Annotated in this window: 18 protein-coding genes; 12 read left to right on the top strand and 6 right to left on the bottom strand. The window is 76.1% G+C overall.

What is annotated here, in order from left to right:
* Positions 1-11: 11 nt before the first annotated feature.
* The 3 genes from PP1_RS12100 to PP1_RS12090 form a co-directional block, all read right to left on the bottom strand.
* Positions 12-635 carry a TetR/AcrR family transcriptional regulator gene (locus PP1_RS12100; protein ID WP_029239644.1) on the bottom strand — a complete coding sequence of 208 codons (624 nt, stop codon included), beginning with the start codon at positions 633-635 and terminating at the stop codon, positions 12-14.
* 101 nt (positions 636-736) lie between these two features.
* On the bottom strand, positions 737-2,521 hold the full coding sequence (locus tag PP1_RS12095; RefSeq protein ID WP_139323774.1) for an HAD family hydrolase: 1,785 nt from the start codon (positions 2,519-2,521) through the stop codon (positions 737-739).
* 4 nt (positions 2,522-2,525) lie between these two features.
* The gene (locus PP1_RS12090) at positions 2,526-3,443 is read right to left on the bottom strand and encodes a hypothetical protein (RefSeq protein ID WP_010228546.1); all 918 of its coding nucleotides are present in this window, start codon (positions 3,441-3,443) and stop codon (positions 2,526-2,528) included.
* Between the two features lie 161 nt (positions 3,444-3,604).
* Here PP1_RS12090 and PP1_RS12085 point away from each other — a divergent pair, with 161 nt between their 5' ends.
* From PP1_RS12085 to PP1_RS12035, 11 genes are all read left to right on the top strand, one after another.
* The gene (locus PP1_RS12085) at positions 3,605-4,633 is read left to right on the top strand and encodes an alpha/beta fold hydrolase (protein WP_010228545.1); all 1,029 of its coding nucleotides are present in this window, start codon (positions 3,605-3,607) and stop codon (positions 4,631-4,633) included.
* 42 nt (positions 4,634-4,675) lie between these two features.
* Positions 4,676-5,848: an adenylyltransferase/sulfurtransferase MoeZ gene (moeZ, locus tag PP1_RS12080; protein ID WP_010228544.1), complete on the top strand. Its 1,173-nt coding sequence runs from the start codon at positions 4,676-4,678 to the stop codon at positions 5,846-5,848.
* Positions 5,849-6,082: 234 nt separating this feature from the next.
* A complete protein-coding gene (locus tag PP1_RS12075) occupies positions 6,083-8,302 on the top strand; it encodes a hypothetical protein (RefSeq protein WP_139323775.1) in 2,220 nt (739 codons plus the stop codon).
* A gap of 106 nt (positions 8,303-8,408) precedes the next feature.
* Entirely contained in the window at positions 8,409-9,236 is an 828-nt protein-coding gene (locus tag PP1_RS12070; protein WP_010229271.1) for a TIGR02569 family protein, read from the top strand.
* Positions 9,237-9,397: 161 nt separating this feature from the next.
* Complete coding sequence (locus PP1_RS12065) at positions 9,398-10,762, top strand: nitrate/nitrite transporter (protein WP_010229275.1); 1,365 nt, start codon at positions 9,398-9,400, stop codon at positions 10,760-10,762.
* 143 nt (positions 10,763-10,905) lie between these two features.
* Entirely contained in the window at positions 10,906-11,304 is a 399-nt protein-coding gene (locus PP1_RS12060) for a hypothetical protein (RefSeq protein ID WP_010229277.1), read from the top strand.
* A 353-nt stretch (positions 11,305-11,657) separates the two neighbouring features.
* Positions 11,658-14,198, top strand: coding sequence for a nitrite reductase large subunit NirB (nirB, locus tag PP1_RS12055; RefSeq protein WP_029239492.1), 2,541 nt, complete (start codon positions 11,658-11,660; stop codon positions 14,196-14,198).
* Positions 14,195-14,575: a nitrite reductase small subunit NirD gene (gene nirD, locus PP1_RS12050; RefSeq protein ID WP_010229285.1), complete on the top strand. Its 381-nt coding sequence runs from the start codon at positions 14,195-14,197 to the stop codon at positions 14,573-14,575. Before nirB ends, nirD begins: the two co-directional genes overlap by 4 nt.
* 101 nt (positions 14,576-14,676) lie before the next feature.
* The gene (locus PP1_RS12045; RefSeq protein WP_075313979.1) at positions 14,677-15,861 is read left to right on the top strand and encodes a uroporphyrinogen-III synthase; all 1,185 of its coding nucleotides are present in this window, start codon (positions 14,677-14,679) and stop codon (positions 15,859-15,861) included.
* On the top strand, positions 15,858-16,580 hold the full coding sequence (locus tag PP1_RS12040; protein ID WP_010228941.1) for a sirohydrochlorin chelatase: 723 nt from the start codon (positions 15,858-15,860) through the stop codon (positions 16,578-16,580). Before PP1_RS12045 ends, PP1_RS12040 begins: the two co-directional genes overlap by 4 nt.
* Before the next feature lie 21 nt (positions 16,581-16,601).
* Positions 16,602-17,357: a putative protein N(5)-glutamine methyltransferase gene (locus PP1_RS12035; protein WP_010228940.1), complete on the top strand. Its 756-nt coding sequence runs from the start codon at positions 16,602-16,604 to the stop codon at positions 17,355-17,357.
* 109 nt (positions 17,358-17,466) lie between these two features.
* Here the strand turns inward: PP1_RS12035 and PP1_RS12030 are convergent, their stop codons facing one another.
* Together PP1_RS12030 and PP1_RS12025 are read right to left on the bottom strand one after the other, a co-directional pair.
* Positions 17,467-18,270, bottom strand: a complete 804-nt coding sequence (locus PP1_RS12030; protein ID WP_010228938.1) for a DUF4190 domain-containing protein — start codon at positions 18,268-18,270, stop codon at positions 17,467-17,469.
* 228 nt (positions 18,271-18,498) lie between these two features.
* Positions 18,499-18,780, bottom strand: coding sequence for an MGMT family protein (locus PP1_RS12025; RefSeq protein WP_010228934.1), 282 nt, complete (start codon positions 18,778-18,780; stop codon positions 18,499-18,501).
* A 65-nt stretch (positions 18,781-18,845) separates the two neighbouring features.
* Between PP1_RS12025 and PP1_RS12020 the strand changes: the two genes are divergently transcribed.
* On the top strand, positions 18,846-22,463 hold the full coding sequence (locus PP1_RS12020) for an ATP-dependent helicase (protein ID WP_075313980.1): 3,618 nt from the start codon (positions 18,846-18,848) through the stop codon (positions 22,461-22,463).
* A gap of 29 nt (positions 22,464-22,492) precedes the next feature.
* Here the strand turns inward: PP1_RS12020 and PP1_RS12015 are convergent, their stop codons facing one another.
* Positions 22,493-23,164 carry a phosphatase PAP2 family protein gene (locus tag PP1_RS12015; RefSeq protein ID WP_010233010.1) on the bottom strand — a complete coding sequence of 224 codons (672 nt, stop codon included), beginning with the start codon at positions 23,162-23,164 and terminating at the stop codon, positions 22,493-22,495.
* Positions 23,165-23,191: the final 27 nt, after the last annotated feature.

Raw genomic sequence — 23,191 nt, 5'->3', positions numbered from 1 at the left:
GGGCCGGGTGGCTACTGCTCGCCGGACTGCTTCGGGAAGCCGGCGATGCCCCGCCAGGCGAGCGAGGTCATCAGCGCGACGGCCTCGTCCCGGGGGACCCGCTGGTCGGAGTCCAGCCAGTACTGGGCACCGACCTGGCTGAGCCCGACCAGTCCGACGGCGAGCAGCCGGGCGCGGTCGTGGTCGAGCCCGGCGTCGGTGGTGACGGCGCCCGCGACCGCGTCGATGCAGCGGTCCAGCGCGCTCTCGACGAGGGCCGCGGCCTCCGCGTCGCCACGCAGGTCCGACTCGAACACCAGCCGGTAGGCCCGGCCCTCCCCGGCGACGAAGTCGAAGTACGCCGCGACCGCGGCCTGCACGCGTTCCTTGTTGTCGTCGGTGCGCTCGATCGCCCCCGAGACCCGCTCGACGAGCTCCTCGGCGTAGGTCGTCAGCAGCGCCTGGTACAGCTCCAGCTTCCCGGGGAAGTGCTGGTAGAGAACCGGCTTGCTGACACCCGCCCGCTCGGCGATGTCGTCCATGGCGGCGGCGTGATAGCCCTGGTCGGCGAAGACGTCGCGGGCGGCCAGCAACAGCTGGGCGCGCCGCGCTCCACGGGACAGGCGAGCGCCCCGAGGCGTGGCGGTTCCGGTCATCGGCCCCCTACCTTTCACCCGGTGTGGGGTCACCCTACCCGCAGGTAACCGGGTTGACGAACGTTCCGTGAACACCGGTGTGGTCTCAATGGGAGACCCGATCACCGGCCGGGGCGGATCCGGCGGACGCGGACCGCGGCCGCCCCGAGCACCGGCACCGCGGCGACCGGCACCGCGGGTGCTCCGGCCACCGCGGCGACGACCGCCGCCGCACCCACGACGACCCCCGCGACGATCCCGGAGCGGGCGTGCGCCCGCGCCCGGCGGGCCAGCTCGAGGGCCGTGGCCACCTCGGCGGGGCCGCCCCGGGCGACGATCCTCGCCGATCCGCCGGCGGGCGCCGGGACCGGGTCCGGTGCGGCCGGCCCCGGGGCCCGCGGGTGCAGCTCGACGGCCAGATCGGCCCGGTCCAGCGCCGCCGGGTCGGTCCCGGGATCGGCTGCCACCGCGACCGTGCGGCCCCGCACCCGCAGCCCGGCGACGGCGGCCGCGCGCCCGCCCGGATCCAGGCCCGGCCGGACGGCGTCGGGGTCGGCCGGGTCCAGGCCGGCGGCGGCGGCGAGCGCGCGGGCGGGGCCGTCGTCGTCGGGGGTGAGCAGGACCGGCTCCGTCCCGGCCGCCCGCAGCGCGTCCAGGCCGGGGCCGGCGCCGTCGTGCGGGGACCGGGTCAGCTCCAGGACGGCCCGGGCGGTGCCGTCCCAGGCGACCGCGACGATCGCGTGTCCCTCGGCCTCGGCCCGCTCGCGTTGCACGGCCAGGTCGGCGGGCAGCCCGATGCCGTGCTCGAGCAGCCAGGCGGGCGCGCCGAGGAGCACCGCGTGCGCGACGACGGTCGGGGAGCTGCGCTCGAGCGTCCCGATCCCGGCTCCCGGGGGCGCGCTCCCGTCGTCCGGCGCCGGGAGCAGCTCGGCGACCAGCCCGGACATGCCCAGCCCCGGCCGCTCGTCGGCCTCGGCGACGTCCGGGAGCGCGTCCGGGGCCTGTGCGGCGAGCGCGCGGCCGAGGGGCCCGAGGTCCGAACCGGCCGCGATCCCGGTGGCGACCGACCCGGCCAGGCGCAGCACGGTGGCCGTGTCCTCCCCGCGCGCCGGGTGCACGACGAGCGGCGCGGGGACGGCACCGGTCAGCACCTCCGGCCCCGCGAGAGCGACCGTGTCGACCCGGTCGGCGGGGCGCGGACCGCGGTGCGGGGCGGTCCAGCCGACCGGATCGGGCCGGCCCGCCGCCGGCAGCGGGAGCCGCACGGCCGTCCCGCAGGCCCGGTCCGCGGCCCGTACGGCCGCCGGGACCGCGGCGAGCAGCACCAGCGGGCAGCCGGCGAGCAGGACGGCCACCGCGGCCGTCGCGGCGTCGTCCCAGGGCCGGCCGGTGCCCGCACGGAACCCGGCGACGGCCAGCGCGAGCAGCGCCGTGACCGGGACCAGCCGCACGCACCACCGGTCGGCGGCCGCGCCGAGCGCGTCCTCGCCCGGCCCGTCGTCGTCGCTCCGTCCGGTGACCCGGACGGCCAGGGCGACCACCGTCAGCACGGCCGCGATCCCCGGCAGCAGGGACGGTCCGGTCAGGAGCGCTCCGAGATCCCGGATCCCGATGGGCGCGCCCGGCCCCCCGAGCGCCGGGGTGAGCAGAGCAAAGCCCGACCAGGTGAGTGCCGGCAGGGTCGCCAGCGAGACGCCGGCGTCGGCGGTGACGGAGCCCTGCCGCAGTGCACGGGCGGCGGACCGGTGCCCGTGCCGCCCGGCGCCGCACACGACGGCGGCCCCCAGCAGGACGGCCCCCACGAGGACGCCCGGGTGCGCGGACGGGGGCACCACCGGCCCGGCGAGCGGGAGCAGCAGTGCCGCCACGGCCGCGACGGCGGCGGGGACCGGCACGGGTCGGCGCACCGGCTCAGCTCCCCGGCGCCGTCGGCAGGGTGAACTCGCAGGAGCGCAGCGCGCCGCCGGAGCGGTAGTCGAGGAAGAGCCGGTAGCTGCCCGGGGCGGGGACCGACGCGGTGAACGCGATCCCGGGCCCGGCCCGGTCGGCCGGCGACGCGCCGGTCACCTCCGGGCGCACCGGGAACCGGGCCAGGTCGCCCTGCCGGACGGCGGTGACCCGGCCGAACCCGCCGTCGTCGAGCGGTTCGAGATCGGTGACCGGGGCGCCGTCCCGCCCGACGGTGGCGAACAGGCGCGAGTCGCCGCCCGGGACCAGCACGCCGTCGAGCCGGACCTGCTGGTCGCTGCCGCCGCAGAGCCCGGCACGGTTCTCGTCGGGGAACTGGAACGCGCCGTACGGGCCGGGGACGTGCAGGTCGGTGCCCAGGTCCAGGCGTGGGCCGCCGGTCGGGGTGAACCCCGCGTAGAGCCGCCAGACGCCCTCCCCGGGGAAGGTCACCGGGGCCCGCCAGACGCCGTCGGGGCCCTGGGTGGCGCGCAGCCGGGTGTAGCCGGCGACGTCGCGGCGCAGCACGGCCACGTCCATGACCGGCTCGCCGTCGCCGGGGTCGTCGAACCGGGTCACCGGTGCCCCGTCGGAGCCGGTGACGGTGAAGGCCACCTCGGTGGGCTGCCGGTACGGGTAGACCTGACGCACCGGGGACAGGCTGTACCCGGCGCCGGTGCTGAGGACGCCGCCCGGCGCGCTCCCGGTGTCGGTGGCCTGCCGGGCGGGGAGCACCGGCGAGCCGGCTGCGCCGTCCGGGTCGCCCGCCGGGCCCAGCGCCTCCAGCGCGCCGCCCGCCGTCCAGGCCCCGGTGAACACGAGCACCGACGCGGCACCGAACCCGGCGATCCGGGCGGCGGCCGATCCCGCGATCCGCCCCATGCGTCCTCCCGTGGTCGGTGTCCCCCCGGTACAACGCGCGGGCGCCGCAGCCGTTGCGCTCCGTGGATGCACGAACGCACGGAGTGACGAGATCGACCCTCGGACGAGATCGGGGTCACCCGGGACGGCGATGGGGATCACCGGCACGTCATCCTTGTCGGATGGCCGCCGGTACGACGCTCCCCGTTCATCCGCCCGTCACCGCGCCCCGGTCCGGGGCGGCGACGGGTGCGGAGCCGCGCCTGGCCGACCCCACGACCCTCGCATCACTGCGGTCCGACCAGGCACCGTGGCCCGGCCGGACGGTCACCGCGGGCGGGGTGTCGCTGCACGTCCGGGAGACCCCGGGCGATCCCGGCACCGAGGCGGTCTACGTCCACGGCCTCGCCGGGTCGGCGACCAACTGGACCGATCTCGCCGGGCTGCTCGGCACCCGCGCCACCGGACTGTCGGTGGACCTGCCGGGCTTCGGGCTGTCCGAGCCGACGGCGTCGCGCGACTTCACCCCGGACGGCATGGCCGACGCGCTGCTCTGCTGGCTGGCCGGTCGCGGCCGGCCGGTGCACCTCGTCGGGAACTCGCTCGGTGGCCTGATCTGCATGACGGTCGCGGCCCGCCGTCCGGAGCTGGTCCGGACCCTGACGCTGGTGTCGCCCGCGATGCCGGACCTGCGCCCGGACCCGCGGCGGCTGTCCGACCCGCGGATGGCGCTCGCCATGGTGCCGGTCCTCGGCCGCGGCGCCCGGCGCGCGCTCGCCGCCGAGCCGCTGCGCAGCCGGGCCGAGCGGATCGTGAAGGTCTGCTTCGCCGACCCGCAGCGCGGCTCGGAGCGACGGCTCGAGGAACTGATCGCCGAGCACGAGCACCGGGCGACGCTGCCGTGGGCGGCCGAGGCGTCCGACGGCGCCACCCGCGGGCTGCTCGCGGTGTGGGCGGGCCGGACGGCGTGGCAGCGGGCGTCCCGGGTGCGGGTGCCCACGCTGGTGGTGTGGGGCGGCGCCGACCGCGTCGTCACCCCGAAGCTCGCCCGGCGGACGGCGTCGGCGCTGGACGCGGGCCTGCTGGTGCTCCCGGAGACCGGGCACGTCGCCCAGATCGAGCGTCCCGAGGCGGTGGCCCGCGCCGTCGCCGGGCTGTGGGACGGCGGCCGCACCGGCATCGGGGAAGATGGTGGCGACCCGGTGCGTTGAGACGCAGCGAGACCGCACGCGACAACGCGAGGAGTGGACGAGATGGCGCTACCGCCGCTGGTGGAGCCGGCTACCGAGCTCACCAAGGAAGAGGTCGAGCGGTACAGCCGCCACCTCATCATCCCGGATGTCGGGATGGATGGTCAGAAGCGGCTGAAGAACGCCAAGGTCCTGGTCGTCGGTGCCGGCGGGCTCGGCTCGCCCGCCCTGCTGTACCTGGCCGCCGCGGGTGTCGGGACGCTCGGCATCGTCGAGTTCGACGTCGTCGACGAGTCCAACCTGCAGCGCCAGGTCATCCACGGCCAGTCGGACATCGACCGGCCGAAGGCCGAGTCGGCCCGTGACTCGATCCGCGAGGTCAACCCCTACGTCGAGGTCCGGCTGCACAACGAGCGGCTGACCAGTGAGAACGTCCTCGACGTCTTCCGGGACTACGACCTGATCCTGGACGGCACGGACAACTTCGCCACCCGCTACCTGGTGAACGACGCCGCGGTGCTGCTGGGCAAGCCCTACGTCTGGGGCTCGATCTTCCGGTTCGAGGGCCAGGCGTCGGTGTTCTGGGAGGACGCCCCCGACGGGCAGGGCCTCAACTACCGCGACCTCTACCCGGAGCCCCCGCCGCCCGGGATGGTCCCGTCCTGCGCCGAGGGCGGCGTGCTGGGCGTGCTCTGCGCGTCGATCGGCTCGATCATGGTCAACGAGGCCGTCAAGCTGATCACCGGTATCGGCGAGCCGCTGCTCGGCCGCCTGGTGATCTACGACGCGCTGGAGACCACCTGGCGCCAGGTGAAGATCCGCAAGGACCCGGAGACGCCGAAGATCACCGAGCTGATCGACTACGAGGCGTTCTGCGGCACCGTCACCCAGGACGCGCAGGACGCGGCGGCCGGCAACACGATCACCGTCGGCGAGCTCAAGCAGATGATCGACGCGGGCAAGGACTTCCAGCTCATCGACGTCCGCGAGCCGCACGAGTACGAGATCGTGAACATCCCGGGCGCGACGCTGATCCCCAAGGACCGGATCCTGTCCGGCGAGGCGCTGTCCGAGATCTCCCAGGACCGGCCGGTGGTGCTGCACTGCAAGTCCGGCGGCCGCTCCGCCGAGGCCCTCGCGGCGCTGCACAAGGCAGGCTTCGCCGACGCCGTCCACGTCGGCGGCGGCGTGCTGTCCTGGGTCAAGCAGATCGACCCCTCGCAGCCGACCTACTGACCCCTCCCGCACGAGCCCACGGCCGCCGTCCCGATCCCGGGGCGGCGGCCGTCGTCGTCCACGCAGCGGAACGGTGCGTGCGCCCGCCGTCGCCGACCGCGGTTGCCGACCCGGACGGGTGACGATCGCAGGATCGACCCCCGTAACCAGGTCGTCCCGCGAAACATGGCGACGGATCGCCGCGACACGCCGGTGCGCGCCGGTGGCCGGCGGCACGGGTGGCGGGAGGACTTCGTGGACGAACCGGTGCGCACGTGCGCCCTGGACGGTTGTGTGGAGACGATCGGGTCCGTCCACGGACGACCGCAACGGCTCTACTGCTCCGCCGCCCACCGGCTGGCGGCCCGCCGGGTCCGCCGCGCGGCCGCGCAGGCCACCGGCGACGACCGGGCCACCGAGACGCTGCCGTGGCTGCGCGAGCCCGGTCCGGCACCCGCCCCGGTCCGTCCGGCACGCCCGGCGGGCGGGTCCCCGGAGGGTGGGCGGGCCCGGCGGACGGGCGCGGCTCCCGGCGCCGCCCCGGTGCCGGCGCGGCTGTGCGCACCGCGGACCCCGCTGCGGCACCGCCGCACCCTCGCGCTCATCGGCGCGACCGCCGTCCTGCTGGGCGGGTACGCACTCACGACGACGCCGCGTTCCGACGACGGCGCGCCGGCCGCCCAGGAGCGGACCGCCGACGAGTGGGCGAGCCGGGCCCGGGTCACGCTGACGTCCCTCGACGAACAGCTCGGCACACTGGCGAGCACCGAGCGGACGTGGGCGCGTTCCCCGCACGCCACCGGGAACGACCCCGCCGCGGTCGGGCAGCTCCGCCGGCAGCGCGACACCCTGCGCCAGCAGCGGGCCGCGCTGCAGTCCCAGCTGGACGCCTACGCGTCCAGGCCGGACGCCGTCGCCGCGCTGGCCGCGGCCGACCGGCAGCTCGCCGAGCTGGACCGGATCGTCGCGGAGCTGCCGCCGCCGGCGCGCCGCACGACCGGCCAGGTCGCCGCCGCCACCTCGCTGGAGGAGCAGCGGGACCTGCGGGCCCGCCGCCGCGACGCGTGCGCCGAGGAGCTGGAGGGGATCGACGACAGCGTCGAGCGCGCCCGGACCGCCCCGCTGCCCGAGGACCGGTCGCGCACCGATGCGGTGTCCGGCGACGTGCTGGCGCTGGCCCGCGGTGCGGAGCCGTCGGTGCCCGAGCCGTCCGGCCCACGGCAGGCGCCCCAGGTCCTCGCGGGCGGCCGGGAGACCGGCGGGGACCGGGAGCGCGACGACGTCGGCACCAGCGGCCCGCCGGACCCGCGCGGTCCTGTCGACGAGACAGCGCGACGGGCGGAGGGCCCGGCGGGCGCGTCCGGTCGCGGCGCGGGCAGCAGGCCCGGCGGTGACCGCGGCGCCGCCCCGCGTGCCGCGGCGGCGAAGGCCGGCCCGGGGGAGACGCTGGGCGGCGCGGTCTCCGACGCCGCCGACGGCGTGGCGTCGCTGACCGGCGGGAAGAGTGACGACGACCGTCGTCCCGGCCGGGGCGGCACGGCGTCCCGATCCGGTGGGGACGACCGGCGGCAGGGTCCCGGCTCGGGCGCACGGCCCGGGGAGGCGGACGGACCCGTGCGGAAGATCGGTGCGGGGGCCGGCGCGGCCGCCCGCGGCGTCGGGGACACCGCGGAGGGACTCGGGTCGGCCGTCGACGGGCTCACCGGTGGCGGGGAGCGGCGCCGGTCCGGTGGCGGGGGAGACGCGGACCGGCGGCGCTCCGGTGACGGCCCGTCCGCCGGGGACCGGGCGCGGGCGGACCGGGACGGCGACTCCCGGCGCGGCCGGTCCGGATCGCGTGCGCCGGACCGGGCGGAGTCCACGACGTCCCGTGCCGCGGAGCTCCGAGTCCCGGAACCGCGGTCCGACGGGTCGGGGACCGGGTCGCGGTCCGGTGGCTCCGGGTCCGGGTCCGGGTCCGGGTCGGGCTCGGGCTCCCGCGGGATCGCCAGCGCGGTCGCGGGGTCCTACGTCGAGGCGGCGATGGGGAAGGAGGCGGCGGCGCCCGTGCTTGCCGAGGCCGACCGGCAGGCGGCGGAGCAGATGGCGGAGCGCAGCGGGCGGTCGTCGGGGGGCGGGTCCACGGAGTCGGGCGGCTCGGGCTCGCGTTCGGGTGGCTCGGACTCCGGGGGTGGCCGGAGCGCGGAGGGTTCCGGCGGTGGCTCGGGTGACGGATCCGGGCGGAGCCGGTCGGCCGGCGCCTCGGAGCGGGGTGGTTCCGACGACGGCTCTCGGAGCGGGGACCGGTCCGGGTCGGACCGGGACGGTTCCGGGCGGAGCGGCTCGGACCGGAGCGGCTCGGATCGGGGCGGCTCGGACCGTGGTGGTTCCGGCCGCGGCGACCCGGGCGGGAGCGACTCCGGCCGTGGCGGCTCGTCCTCCGAGGACTCCCCGGGATCGTCGTCGGGCTCGGATCGCCGTGACGACGCCGCGTGATCGCGGCCGGTCCGACGGCCGCGGCCACCCGATCGTGGAACCGGGAGCACCCGTCCCTGGCGTGGCGCGATAGGGAGTCCCCGGTTCCGGGGGTACCGTCGCCGCCGTGACCGCAGCCCGCACGCTCGCCACCGCGCCGGCCGCGAGCGCCCTGCCCGAGCACGTCCGCGTCGCGTTCGGCGTCCGAGACACCTCCCCGCGCCCCGTGGTGTGGGCGGGGCAGCGGGCCTGGCAGTGCGGTGACGTGCTGTTGCGTCCGGTCTCGGACCACGTCGTCGCCGCCTGGTCGGCGACGGTCCTGGAGAACCTCGAGGTCGACGGCGTCCGGCTGGCCCGTCCGGTCCGGTCGTCCGACGGGCGCTGGGTCGTCGGCGGGTGGGCGGCGTCGCGCTACGTGCCCGGCGCGCCGGAGCCGCGGCACGACGAGGTCGTCGCCGCGTCGCTGCGGCTGCACGCCGCGACCTCCACGGTGCTGCGCCCGCGGCTGCTCGACGACCGCGACGACCTGCTGTCCCGTTCCGCCGCCGCCGCGTTCGGCGAGCGCAAGCTGGACCTGCACCCCGAGACGGGCGGCGCGCTGTTCGAGGAGCTGGCGGCGCACCGGCGCACGATCCGGCTCACCCCGCAGGTCGTCCACGGCGAGCTCTTCGGCGCGATGCTGTTCGACCCGACCGGCCGACCGGCCGTCCTCGATCTCGTGCCGTTCTGGCGGCCCGCGGAGTGGGCGGCGGCCGTCGTCGTCGTGGACGCCGTCGCCTGGGGCGGTGCCGACGACGATCTCCTCGAGCGCTGGTCGGAGCTGCCCGAGTGGCCGCAGTCGCTGCTGCGCGCGGTGCTCTACCGGCTCGCGCTGCACGCCCAGCACCCCGACGCGACGACCGAGTCGCTGGCCGGCATCGAGCGCGTCGCCGGGCTGGTCAGCCGCCGGCTCTGACCGGCGACCCGGCGAGGCGTCCGGGCCGCCACTTCTCACGGGTTCCGGCAAGTGGATGTGAGATAAGCGTTTCGGGGACGTCACGCGGGGCCATTCGACGGAAACTGGGGCTCCCTAGCGTCATCGCCGACGTGAGACGCCGGCGATCAGGAGACCGATCCGTGACCACCTCAGCATCCCCGCGCCGCATCGGCGGCCGCTGGATCGAGCACTGGGACCCCGAGGACGAGGGCTTCTGGGAGCGCACCGGCAAGGCGATCGCGAGCCGCAACCTCTGGCAGTCGATCTTCTCCGAGCACATCGGGTTCTCGGTGTGGACGATGTGGTCGGTCCTGGTCCTGTTCATGGGCCCGGAGTACGGCATCGACGCGGCACAGAAGTTCTTCCTGGTCGCGGTGCCGACCCTGGTCGGGTCGATCCTGCGGCTGCCCTACACGTTCGCGGTCGCGCGGTTCGGCGGTCGCAACTGGACGGTGTTCTCGGCGGCCCTGCTGATCGTCCCGCTGATCCTGGCGATGGTCGTCGTCCAGCCCGGGGTCTCGTACACGACGCTGCTGGTCGTGGCCGCGTTCGCCGGTGTCGGTGGCGGCAACTTCGCCTCGTCGATGGCCAACATCAACGCCTTCTTCCCGGAGAAGAGCAAGGGCTGGGCGCTCGGGCTGAACGCCGGCGGCGGGAACCTCGGCGTCCCGGTGATCCAGCTGCTCGGCCTGCTGGTGATCGCGCTGCTGGGCGCGGGCCAGCCCCGGGTGCTGATCGCGATCTACATCCCGCTGGTCGTCGTCTCCGCGGCGCTCGCCTGGGTGCGGATGGACAACATCGCGGCGATGTCGAACGACACCGGCGCGTTCGTCGAGGCCTGCCGGGACCGGCAGACCTGGATCATGTCGTTCCTCTACATCGGCACCTTCGGGTCCTTCATCGGCTACTCCTTCGCGTTCGGGCTGGTGCTGCAGAACCAGTTCGACCGGACGCCGCTGCAGGCCGCGATGGTCACCTTCATCGGCCCGCTCATCGGCTCCCTGATCCGTCCCTACGGCGGCAAGCTGGCCGACCGGTTCGGCGGCGCGACCGTCACGCTGTGGAACTTCGCCGGCATGGCGGTGGCGACGGCGATCATCATCGCCGCGTCCGGTGCGCAGTCGCTCGGGTTCTTCACGGCCGGCTTCATCCTGCTGTTCACGCTGTCCGGCATCGGCAACGGCTCGACCTACAAGATGATCCCGGCGATCTTCACGGGACGGGCCCGGATCGCGATCGCCGAGGGCGCCGACCGGGAGACCGAGCTCGGCACCGCGCGCCGGCTGTCCGGCGCGGTGATCGGCATCGCCGGTGCGGTCGGTGCGCTCGGTGGTCTGTTCATCAACCTGGCCTTCCGGCAGTCGTTCCTGTCCGTGCAGTCGGGCACCCCGGCGTTCTGGGCCTTCCTCGCCTTCTACGTGGTGTGCATCGGCGTCACCTGGGCGGTCTACCTGCGGCCGAAGCAGGCGTCCGTCCCCGGTGGTGCGGAGCTCGCCCGGGTCTGACCTCCCACACCGCACCGAACCGGCCCGACGGCCGCGCCGCATGCCCGCGGCGCGGACGCCGGGCCGGTTCTGTGTACGGGTGTCCGGGACGCCCGTACACGGAAACCCGTTGCCGTCCTCACTGTCAGGGTTAACCTGACAGCATGACCACGATCCCGGACCACGTCCTCACCGTCGACGTCACCCCGGCGGCGAACGCCGTCACCGCGGCCGCCGTCGCCGAGCTCGACCGGCACGCCGACGCGATCGCCGGCGTCCCGCCGCTGCCCGGCACCCCGGAGTGGGAGGCCGAGCAGGGCACCGACGTGCCCGTGCAGCGGGAGACCGCGTGGCGGCTCGTCGCCTTCCGGATCGGGCTGGCTGCCGGGCTCGACCCGCTGCCGCACCTGGTCGCGCTCCGGCACACCGGGGTCAGCTGGGACACGATCGGCCGGGCCGCCGGGATCACCCGCCAGTCGGCGCACGAGCGCTGGGCGCCCCGCGTGGCCGCCGTGGTCGAGGGCCACGACCGCACGGCCTTCGATCCCGCCACCCGCCCCTGACACCCCCCCCACGCTCACCGCACCCGCACCCGCACCCGCACCCGCACCCGCACCCGCACCCGCACCCGCACCCGCACCCGGCCCCGGCCCCAGAGACGCTCGCGGAGTCCGTCGACGCTCACGCGATCGGGCGAGCACCTGCCGATCCGGTGAGCGTTCGCGGGTCGGGGGGTTCATCGCACGGCAACAGGTGCGGCGCGGCCGGGGCGCCGCCGGGCGGTGCGGGGCGCTCACGGTCGCCGTCCGCGTGGAATGAGCACCTCGTAACTCCCGTGCAATCGCGGGCCGTCTCCACGTAACTCCCTGTTCCTACCGTCGGTGGCCAGCGCGACGAGGGAACGAGGGAGAAGAGCATGAGCCGTCTGGTGGTCGTCGGGAACGGCATGGTCGGGCACCGCCTGGTGTCGGCGATGCGCGACCGGGACACCGCGGGCACCTGGGAGGTCACCGTCCTCGGCGAGGAGACCCGCCGGGCGTACGACCGGGTCGCGCTCTCCTCCTACGTCGACGGGAGGTCCGAGGAGGAACTGCGCCTCGACGACGACGGGCTGCGCGGCGACCCGCTCGTCACCTACCACCTCGGCGACGCCGTCTCCCGGATCGACCGCGACGCCTGCCGCGTCACCACCGCGTCGGGCCGCACGTTCGACTACGACGCGCTGGTGCTCGCCACCGGCTCGTACCCGTTCGTCCCGCCGGTCGACGGCCGTGACCTGCCCGGATGCTTCGTCTACCGCACGCTCGACGACCTCGACGCGATCTCCGGGGCCGCCGCTGCCGCGGTCGCGACGACCGCGCCCGGGCGGCGCTCGGCCGTCGTCGTCGGGGGTGGGCTGCTCGGTCTGGAGGCCGCGCGGGCGATGCGGCTGCTGGGCCTGTCGCCGCAGGTCGTCGAGATCGCGCCGCGGCTGATGCCCGTCCAGGTCGACGACGGCGGCGGCGCGCTGCTGCGGTCGCTCGTCGAGTCGCAGGGCATCGCGGTCCGCGCCGGAGTCTCGCTGACCGGCGTCGCCCGGGACCGCGACCGGCTGGTCGCGACGCTGTCCGACGGTGTCGAGCTGGACGCCGACGTCGTCGTCTTCTCGGCGGGCATCCGCGCCGCCGACCAGCTCGCGCGGGACAGCGGCCTGCCGGTCGGGGAGCGCGGCGGTGTCCTGGTCGACGACCGCTGCCGCACCTCCGACGACGCCGTGTGGGCGATCGGCGAGTGCGCCGCGCTCGAGGGGCGCACCTACGGGCTCGTCGCCCCCGGCTACGCGATGGCCGAGGTCGTCGCGGACCGGCTGCTCGGCGGTCCGGCGCGGATGACGCCCGAGGAGCTCGACATGTCCACCCAGCTCAAGCTGCTGGGTGTCGACGTCGCCAGCTTCGGTGACGCGCACGCGTCCACCGAGGGCGCGCTGGAGATCGTCGTCAACGACCCGGTCGCGGGGACGTACTCGAAGCTCGTGGTGTCCGACGACGCGTCGACGCTGCTGGGCGGGGTCCTCGTCGGTGACGCGTCCCGCTACGGCGTGCTGCGCCCGCTGGTCGGCGCGCAGCTCCCGGACGACCCGGTCACGCTGATCTCGAAGGGCGGTGCCGAGCCGGACGCGTCCGCGCTGCCGGACTCCGCGCAGATCTGCTCGTGCAACGCCGTCACCAAGGGCGACCTCTGCACCGCCATCCACGACGGCGCGCACGACGTCCCGGCGCTGAAGGCGTGCACCCGGGCCGGCACGACGTGCGGGTCCTGCGTCCCCACCCTGAAGCGGATCCTGGAGCAGGAGGGCGTCGAGGTCTCGAAGGCCCTGTGCGAGCACTTCGACCACTCCCGCGCCGAGCTGTTCCAGATCGTCGCCGGGGCCGGGATCACCTCGTTCTCCGCCCTGGTGGAGTCGCACGGCCGCGGCAGCGGCTGCGACATCTGCAAGCCGGTCGTCGCGTCGATCCTGGCGACGCTCTACAACGGGCACGTCCTCGACGCCGAGCGCGCCTCCTTGCAGGACACCAACGACCACTTCCTGGCGAACCTGCAGCGCAACGGCACCTACTCGGTGGTCCCGCGGATCGCGGGCGGAGAGGTGACGGCGGAGGGCCTGATCGTCATCGGCGAGGTGGCCCGCGACTTCGGGCTCTACACCAAGATCACCGGCGGGCAGCGGATCGACATGTTCGGGGCCCGGGTGGAGGACCTCCCGGCGATCTGGACGCGGCTGGTCGACGCCGGGTTCGAGTCCGGGCACGCGTACGGCAAGTCGCTGCGCACCGTGAAGTCGTGCGTCGGGACGACCTGGTGCCGCTACGGCGTGCAGGACTCGGTCGGGATGGCCGTCGAGCTGGAGCTCCGCTACCGGGGCCTGCGCTCGCCGCACAAGCTCAAGTCCGGCGTCTCCGGATGCGCCCGGGAGTGCGCGGAGGCCCGGTCCAAGGACTTCGGCGTGATCGCGACCGAGCAGGGCTGGAACCTCTACGTCGGCGGCAACGGCGGCTTCACCCCGCGGCACGCCGAGCTCCTGGTCTCCGACGTCGACTCCGAGACCCTGATCCGGACCATCGACCGGTTCCTCATGTTCTACGTCCGCACCGCCGACCGGCTGCAGCGCACCGCGCCGTGGATCGAGTCGATGGAGGGCGGGCTCGACCACCTGCGCTCGGTGATCGTCGACGACTCGCTCGGCATCTGCGCGGACCTCGACGCCGCCATGGAGCGCCACGTCGACTCCTACGCCGACGAGTGGGCCGGCGTCCTCGCCGACCCGGAGAAGCTGTCCCGCTTCGTCTCCTTCGTGAACGCACCGGAGGCGCCCGACCCGACGATCCGGTTCGTGGAGGAGCGGGGCCAGAACGTGCCCGCGCCCGGCCGGCCGGACGAACCCGTGCTCATCGGACTCCCGGAGGTGTCCCCGCGATGACCGCACTCGACGCGTCCCCCACCACCACGCCCGCCGACCTCACCGAGCAGCCCACCGCCTGGCTGACGGTCTGCCCGCTGGACCGGCTGTGGCCCGACCGGGGCGCCGCCGCGCTCGTCGGCGACGTCCAGGTCGCGCTGTTCCGCCGGTCCGGCGACACCGTCCACGCGGTCGGCAACATCGACCCCTTCACCGGGGCGGGGGTCATGTCCCGCGGGCTGGTCGGGGACCGCGGCGGCGAGCCGACCGTCGCGTCGCCGATCCACAAGCAGGTGTTCTCCCTGCGCGACGGCCGCTGTCTCGACGACGACGGTGTGAGCCTCCCCGCGTTCGCGGTCCGCGTCGTGGGCGGATCGGTGCAGGTCGGGCTACGGTGAGGGACCCGACCCGCACCGCCGCGACCACCACCACACGCGACGCCCCCGGGCTTCCCGCCGTCCGAGCCCGATCGGCGGCGCGCCGGAGGAACGGAGGAACGGTGACCCGCCCCGCCGCCCGAGAGGCTGCCCACGCCACGGAGGCCGCGCCCCCGCTGGCGGGGTTCACGATCGGGATCACCGCTGCCCGCCGGGCCGAGGAGCTCGCCACGATGCTGGAGCGCCGCGGCGCCTGCATCCAGCACGGCGCCGCCCTGCGCATCGTCGCCCTCGCCGACGACCACGACCTGGAGACGCGCACCCGCGAGCTCGTCGCGGCCCCGCCGGACATCACCGTCGCGACGACCGGCATCGGCTACCGCGGCTGGATCGAGGCCGCCGACGGCTGGGGCCTCGGCGAAGACCTCCTCACCGCGCTCGGCCGGTCGGAGATGCTGGCCCGCGGCCCGAAGGCGCGCGGGGCGATCCGCGCGTCCGGCCTGGTCGACGCCTGGTCACCCGAGTCCGAGTCGACCGCCGAGGTGCTGGAGCACCTCCTCGAACGTGGTGTCGAGGGCCGCCGGATCGCCGTCCAGCTGCACGGCGAGCCGTTGCCGGACGTCGTCGAGGCCCTCGAGCTCGCCGGGGCCGAGGTCGTCACGGTGCCGGTGTACCGGTGGGCGCCGCCCGTCGACATCGCCCCGCTGGACCGGCTGATCGACGCCACCCTGGCCGGTGGGATCGACGTCCTGTCCTTCACCAGCGCACCCGCCGCGGCCGGGATCCTGGCCCGCGCCGCCGAGCGGGGCGTGCGCGACGAGCTGCTGACCGCGTTGCGCGGCCCGGTGCTGACGCTGTGCGTCGGCCCGGTGACGGCGGCGCCGCTGGAGGCGCTGGACGTGCCGACCGTGCAGCCACAGCGCTCCCGCCTCGGCGCGATGGTCCGGACCTGCGAGTCCGTCGCCCCGGCCCGGGCGCGCCGGCTGCCGGTCGCCGGGCACCTGCTGGAGCTGCGCGGGCACGCGGTGCTCGTCGACGGGCGGCTGTGCCCGCTCCCGCCGACGCCGATGACACTCCTGCGTGTCCTGGCCCGGCGGCCCGGGCGGGTCGTGTCCCGCGCGGAGCTGCTCGCAGCCCAGCCCGGCGGGGCCGGTGACGAGCACGCCGTGGAGAACGCGATCGCCCGGCTGCGCGCCGCCCTCGGCGTCCCCGGGCTGGTCCAGACCGTCGTCCGCCGCGGCTACCGGCTGGCACTGGAACCCGGGCACGAGGGGCACTGCGCCGACGTGCCGGGGGACGAGCGATGAGCCGCACGGGCACGACGCCGCCGCTGCTGCTGGTGGCGCACGGGTCGCGGTCCGACGCGGCCGACGCCGTCGTCCGGTCGCTGGCGTCGGCCGTCGCCGAGCACGGGCCGCAGGTGGAGATCTGTTACGTCGACGTCCGGGGGCCGAAGGTCGTCGACGCCGTCCTCGCGCTGCAGGATCGCGGGTACGACGGGGCGGTGGTCGTCCCGGCGTTCCTCGCCTCCGGCTACCACGTGCGCGTCGACCTGCCCGCGCAGCTCGCGGAGGCCGGTGCCGACCCGGCCCGGTTCCCGACGACGCCCGCGCTCGGCCCCGACCCGTTGCTCGCCTCGGCGGCGCTGCACCGGCTGCGCGACGCCGGCTACCGCGACGGTGACGCCGTCGTGCTCGCCGCGGCCGGATCGTCCGACCCGTCCGCGGTCGCCGAGGTGCGTGCGGCCGCCGGGATGCTGTCGGCGCTGGTCGGGCGGCGGGTCCGGACGGGGTTCGCCGCGACCGGGACGCCGACCGTGTCCGCGCTGGTCGAGGGCCTGCACGCGGCGGGGGAGGAGCGGGTCGCGGTCGCGTCCTGGCTGCTCGCGCCCGGGGTCTTCCAGAACCGGCTGCTGGAGTCGGGGGCCGATGTCGTCGGCGGTCCGCTGGGCGTGCACGACGACGTCGTCCGCGCCGTGCTGACCCGGTACTCCGCAGGGCTCGCGACGATCGCGCGGGCCGCCTGAGCCGCGCGGCACAATGCCGCCGTGAGCGATCTCGTCGCGCGGCTGCGGGCCGCCGGATGCGTGTTCGCCGAGGACGAGGCCCGGTTGCTCGCCGAGGCCGCCGCCGGCACCGAGCTGGACGACCTGGTCCGGCGCCGCGTCGCCGGTGAACCGCTGGAGCACGTCCTCGGCTGGGCCGCGTTCGACGGCGCCCGCGTCCGGGTGGCGCCGGGCGTGTTCGTCCCGCGGCGCCGGACCGAGGCCCTCGTGCACGCCGCCGTCGCCGGCCTGGGACCGGGCGCGGTGGTGGTGGACCTGTGCTGCGGCTGCGGGGCCGTCGGCGCCGCGATCGCCCGACGGGTCCCTGTGGAGCTGCACGCCGCCGACGTCGACCCGGTCGCCACCGCGTGCGCCGCGACGAACCTCGACGGACTCGGCACCGTGCACACCGGCGACCTGTTCGCCGCGCTGCCGGCGACGCTGCGCGGGCGGGTCGCGGTGCTGGTGGCGAACACCCCGTACGTCCCGGCCGGGGCGATCGCGGGCATGCCGCCGGAGGCCCGTGACCACGAACCCCGGGTCGCCCTCGACGGAGGTGGCGACGGCCTCGACCCGGCCCGGCGGATCGCCGCCGGGGCGCCGGGGTGGCTGGCCCCCGGCGGGACCCTGCTGATCGAGACGAGCGCGGCGCAGGCGCCGCTGCTGGCGGACGTGTTCGCGGGCCACGGCCTGGAGGCGGGCACCGGTCACGACGACGACCGCGACGCGACCTGGGTCTCCGGCCGCCTGCCCTCCTGACCTGCACTCCTTTGCTCTGCACACTCCCGCGCACTACCCCCCGTGGCGCGATCGAGCGTGACGGTACGGCCCTGCCGAGGGCATCTACGTCACGCTCGGCGGAGCGGGGTCAGCCCGCCCAGGTCAGGTCCTCGGAGCTGAACAGGCCGCCCTCGTAGATGACCGTCCAGGTACCGGTCGCGTCGGCCTTCGCGTCGAAGCAGACCTGACCGCTCACCGTCCCGCCCGGTGCGAGCTGCCCGGAGCTCAGGTCGTTGTCGCTGCCGATACTGATCCGGCGGATCACCCCGTCAGGATCCTGGAGCTGCCAGTCCCAGATGTTGAAGCTGGCCGTGCCGGAGCCGGTGTTCCGGTAGGTGACGTCGGTGCACCTGACCGGGCCCATGAAGTCGCTGCGGTCACGGAGCGGGGTGGTGGTGAGCTCGAGCCCGTCCCGGGTGGTGAGGGTGTCGCCGGGGGCTCCCGAGGTGGGCCGTGCGGGTGCGGGGGCGCTGTAGGTGCGGTCCGCGTTCTCGACGCCCGCGGTCGCCGGGCCCGACGGCGCGGACCCGCCCGTGGCGGAGGCCGTGGACGAGCTGCTGTCGGAGACGGCCGAGGCGAACGCGACCGTGTAGAGCAGGCAGAACGCCAGACCGAACGCCGACAGCACCGTCCCGGATATCGCGACTCCGCGGTTGTCGGCCTTGCCCGCGTTCGCGCGCACGATGCCCAGGACCCCGAGGACCAGCCCGATGACCACCATCGGCCAGGCGATCACGCCGATGATCGGGATCAGCGAGAACAGGGCGCCGAGGATGCCGAGCACGAGCGCGGCGGTGCCGAGCCCGTTCCGCTGCGGTCGCTGGACGGGCCAGCCGTGCGGCGGCGGGTACGGCGGTCCGGGAGGGAAGGGCGGCTGCGCTGGTGAGGTCACGTGATCCGCATCGAAAGGGACATTCGAGGCGTTGCCAACACGGTGTCGGCATCGTCAATTCTGACGACAGCGCGGGAGCCCGGCGCCGGCGCAGTGTGCCCTGTCTGGGCCCCTTTGCTCTGCACACTGCCACGCACCACCCTCCCCGGTGGCCCCAGGGCGCGATCGAGCGTCACGGTATGGCCCTGCCGAGGGCATCTACGTGACGCTCGGTGGGAAGGGGTCGGGTCAGCGGCGGCGGTGTTCGGGGGGCAGGCGGCCGTCCACCATCAGGATCCCTTCCGCCCGTAGCCGGGCCGCCTGTTCGGCCGCGATGTGCGGGGCCGACCGGCCGTCCGCCCGGAGCACTCGGTGCCAGGGGAGGTCGTGGCCGTCCTCCGCGAGGATCCGCCCGACCAGCCGTGCCGACCGTAGCCCGGCCAGCTCGGCGACCTCGCCGTAGCTGAGGGTCTGGCCCGGCGGGATCGACGTCACGACGTCCCGGACCCGTTCCACGGTCTCCTCGTCCACATTCCCGATCCTCCCGCCTGCCGGGGTGGCGCGTCACTGTCGGGGGCACGTGGTCGAATCGGTGCATGACCCGAGCAGCCGCCGAGCAGCCGTCCCCGCGGCTGGTGCGCGCGGCCCCACCGCCCGCCCCGGACCGGACGTGGTCGGGCGCGGCCGCGCGGGTCCTCGCGCACGAGCGGGGGCCGTTGCGCGTGCTCGGCGGGCCGGGAACCGGGAAGACCAGCCTGCTGCTCGACGCCGTCGTCCGCCGGGTGCGGGCCGGTGCCCCGCCCGGTTCGCTGCTGCTGCTCGTCGGCAGCCGGCGGGCCGCGGAGGAGCTGCGCGGCAGGCTGACGGCGCTGCTCACCCAGGGCGGCGACGAGATCGCGGGCGACTTCGGCGTCCGCACCACGCGCGAGCTGCTGGTCCGCACGGTGCACTCGTACGCGTTCGGGGTGCTGCGGCTGCACGCGGCCCGGCACGAGGACCCGCCCCCGCGGCTGCTGGCGTCCGCCGAGCAGGACGTGGTGGTGCGCGAGCTGCTCGCCGGTGAGATCGAGAGCTGGAACGGCAGCGTGCCGGGATCGTCGTGGCCGGAACGGCTGGATCCGGCGCTCGGGCTGCCCGGGTTCGCCGCGGAGCTGCGCGAGCTGCTCCTGCGGGCCGCCGAGCGGGGGCTCGGGCCCGCGGAGCTCGCCGGGCTCGGCACGGCCCACGGCCGCGACGAGTGGGTGGCCGCGGCGCGGTTCTTCCGCACCTACGAGGAGGTCACCCTGCTGCGCGGGGCCGCGGGTCGCAGTGCCCCGCAGGCGACCGCTCCCGCGCTCGACTCGGCGGAGCTGGTCGCGGCGGCGCTGGACGCGCTCGCCGCCGATCCGGGCCTGCGCGACCAGGAGCGCGAGCGGGTGCGCCACCTCCTCGTCGACGACGCGCAGGATCTCGACCCGCAGCAGATGGAGCTGGTCGCGACACTGGCGGCGGACGCGGAGTCCACCCTCCTGGCCGGGGACCCGGACCAGGCGGTGCTGACGTTCCGTGGCGCGGACCCGCAGGGCATGAACGCGATCGACGCCCCCACCGAGGTGCTCACGGTCGACCACCGCCGGCAGCCCGGTGTCCGTGCGGCGGGTCTGCGGCTCGCGGAGAAGCTGCCCGGCGCCGGGCCGGCACGGAACCGCCCCGGCCACGCTGCCGGCGACCAGCGCCCGGACGGGGCCCGCACCGACGACCGCCCCGACGAGCAGGCCGACGGTGCACCGGCGGACGGGTCCCGGGCAGGCGCCGGTGGCGCGGCGGACGGGACCGGAGCAGGTGCCGGTCGGCCGGTGGACGGGGATGGAGCAGGTGCCGGTCGGCCGGTGGGCGGGGGCGGAATGGAGGCCCGCCCGAGGGCGGAGGACGCCGGTGATGCGGTGCAGGTCCGCGTGTTCGGCTCCCCGTCGGCGGAGGCCGGGTGGATCGCCGACCGGCTCCGCCGCGCGCACCTCGTCGACGGCGTCCCGTGGTCGGAGATGGCGGTGCTGTCCCGATCGGCCCGCCGCACCCTGCCCGCTCTGCGGCGCGCCCTGGCGGCGGCCGGCGTCCCGATCGCGGCCCCGCCGGACGAGGTGCCGCTCCCGCGCCAGCCCGCGGTCGTCCCGCTGCTGCTGGTGCTACGGGCGGCGTCGCGCCCGTCCGCGATCGACGCCGACCTGGCGACGTCACTGCTCACCTCGCCGCTCGGCGGTGGTGACCCGCTGCGGATGCGACGGCTGCGGCGCGGCCTGCTGCGGATGCACGCCGCGGCCGGGCACGACGTCCGCGTCGTCCCCGACGACGACCATCCGGATCCGGGGGAGGTCGACCCCGCGGTCGCGAGCAGCGATCCGCTGCTGGTCGCGATGCTGCGCGAGGCCGTCGGGGGGCGTCCGGACCCGCTGGTGATGCTCTCGCCCGCCGAGGCGGCCCCGATGCGCGACGTGGGGAGGCTCCTCGACACCGCGGCGCGGTCGATCGCGTCCGGCGACTCGGTCGAGGACACGCTGTGGCTGGTGTGGCGGCGGACCGGGCTGGCGAAGCGCTGGAGCGACGCGAGCGCCCGGGGCGGGCCCGGTGGCGCGGCCGCCGACCGGGACCTCGACGCCGTGCTCGCCCTGTTCGACGCCGCCGCCCGGTACACCGACCGGCTGCCGGGCGCCGACGTCGGCGGGTTCCTCGAGTACCTCGCCGACCAGCAGCTGCCCGGCGAGACGCTCGCCCCGCAGGCCCCGCGCGGCGGCGCCGTCGAGCTGCTCTCCGCGCACGGCTCGCGCGGTCGGGAGTGGACGGTCGTCGCGGTGCCCGGTGTGCAGGAGGGGCTGTGGCCGGACCTGCGCCTGCGGGGGAGCCTGCTCGGGCACGAGCAGCTCGTCGATCTCGTCGCCGGGGTCGCCGAACCCGGCTCGGCGGTCTCACGGTCGGCCCCGCTGCTCGCCGAGGAGCGCAGGCTGTTCCACGTCGCGTGCACGCGCGCCCGGTCGGCGCTGCTGGTCAGCGCGGTCCAGGGGGAGGACGAGCAGCCGTCGCGCTTCCTCGACGAGCTCGACCCCCGTCCCGCCGACGCCACCGAGGCCCGGCCTGTCCACCGTCCGGAACGGTCCCTGGTCATGGCGGAGCTGGTCGGTGAGCTGCGGCGGGCCGTCACGGCCCCCGACCACGGCGACCCGGCGCAGGCCGCGCGCCGGAGGCGGGCGGCGACGCAGCTGGCCCGGCTCGCCGCCGACGGGGTGCCCGGCGCCCGTCCCGACGACTGGTACGGCCTCGCCGAGCTCTCCGACCACGCCCCGCTGCGCGCCGACGGCGAGCTGGTGCCGATCTCCCCGTCGGACGTCGAGACCATCGCCGGGTGCCCGCTGCGCTGGGTGCTCTCCCGGCACGGTGGCGACGAGAGCGGGGCGCTGTCGGCGGTGACCGGATCGCTGGTGCACGCCCTGGTCCAGGCGCGCGCCGCCGGTGCCGACGCCGCGGAGCTGGAGTCGGCGCTGCGCTCGGCCTGGCGGCGGCTCGACGCGGGGGCCCCGTGGTTCGGCCGCCGGGAGCTGTCGCGGGTGCGGGACATGCTCACCGCGTTCGACGACTGGGTGCGCCGCAGCCGGGCCGAGGGGCTGGAGCTCGTCGCCGTCGAGCAGCCGGTGCAGCTCGACCTGGAGGGCGACCCCCCGCCGGAGGGCCCGGGGCCGTCCGGCGACGACAACCCCGATCTGCTCGCGCCCGAACCCGCGGACGGTCCCGGTGGTGGCGCGGCGCGGTCGGCTCGCCGGGTGCGGCTGCGCGGCCGGGTGGACCGCCTCGAGCGCGACGACCAGGGCCGCCCGGTGGTGATCGACGTCAAGACCGGCAAGACGGCGACGTCGGGCCGGGCGACGGCCGAGCACCACCAGCTGGCGGTCTACCAGCTCGCGGCGTCGCTGGGTGCGTTCTCCGAGCTGGTCGGTGCCGGAACCGGTCCGGGTGGTGGCCGGCTGCTGTTCCTGGCCGACCGGAAGGCGAGTGGGGAGGCCAAGGAACCGGCGCAGTCGCCGCTGCAGCCGGAGGAGATGGGGCACTGGCGCGACGTGCTGATGACCTGCGCCGAGGACTCGGCCGGTGCGGTGTTCGTGGCGCGGGCCGGGCCCGACTGCGACCGGTGCCCGGTGCGGACGAGCTGCCCGGCCGTCGAGACCGGGCGGACCGTCGTGGACGGGTGAGCAGCCGGGGTGCGGGTGCGGGACGCGGATCAGCCGGTGCGGGGCACCGGCCGGTCCCGTGCCCGATGGTCCGCGACCCGGTCGATGACCAGCCCCGCACCGAGCCCGATCGCGACCGCGATGCAGAACCCGCCGATCGTGTCGGTCGCGTAGTGCGCGCCGATCCGCACCATCCCTGCGCCGACGGTGCCGCCGGCGAGCAGGGCGACCGCCGCGAGCGTCGCGACCGCCGGACCGGCCCGGGCGACCGGTAGCAGCGCGACCAGCAGCAACGCGACGAGCAGGCCGATCGACACGGCGCCACCGGTGTGCCCGCTCGGGTACGCGAATCCGGCGGTGCCCTCGCCACCGATCGTGCGGCCGATCAGCGGCTTGAGCACGGTCGTCGCGACGCCGGTCAGGCCGGGCCCGACGATCGCCAGCACGGCGAGCCGCCGTCGGCGGAGCAGCAGGGCGGCCCCGGCGAGGAGCAGCGCCCACAGCACCACCGACGGGGGCGAGCCGAACCCGGTCAGCCGGGCGAGCACACCGGGCAGCGCCTCCACCGCCGCGTCGGCGCTGCTGTCGACCCGGCCGGCCTGGGCCTCGCCGGCGTAGCGCCAGGCGAGCACGGCGAACACGACCGTCGCGACGGCGACGATCACCGGGGCCGGTCGGCGCAGCGGGCCGAGCAGGCTCGGCGGATCGGTGGCGTCGCGCACCGGTCCGAGACTAGCCACCGCCGGCAC

This window comes from Pseudonocardia sp. P1, assembly GCF_000178675.2.
GTDB lineage: Bacteria > Actinomycetota > Actinomycetes > Mycobacteriales > Pseudonocardiaceae > Pseudonocardia.
This window is presented reverse-complemented; position numbering and strand designations above follow the sequence as displayed.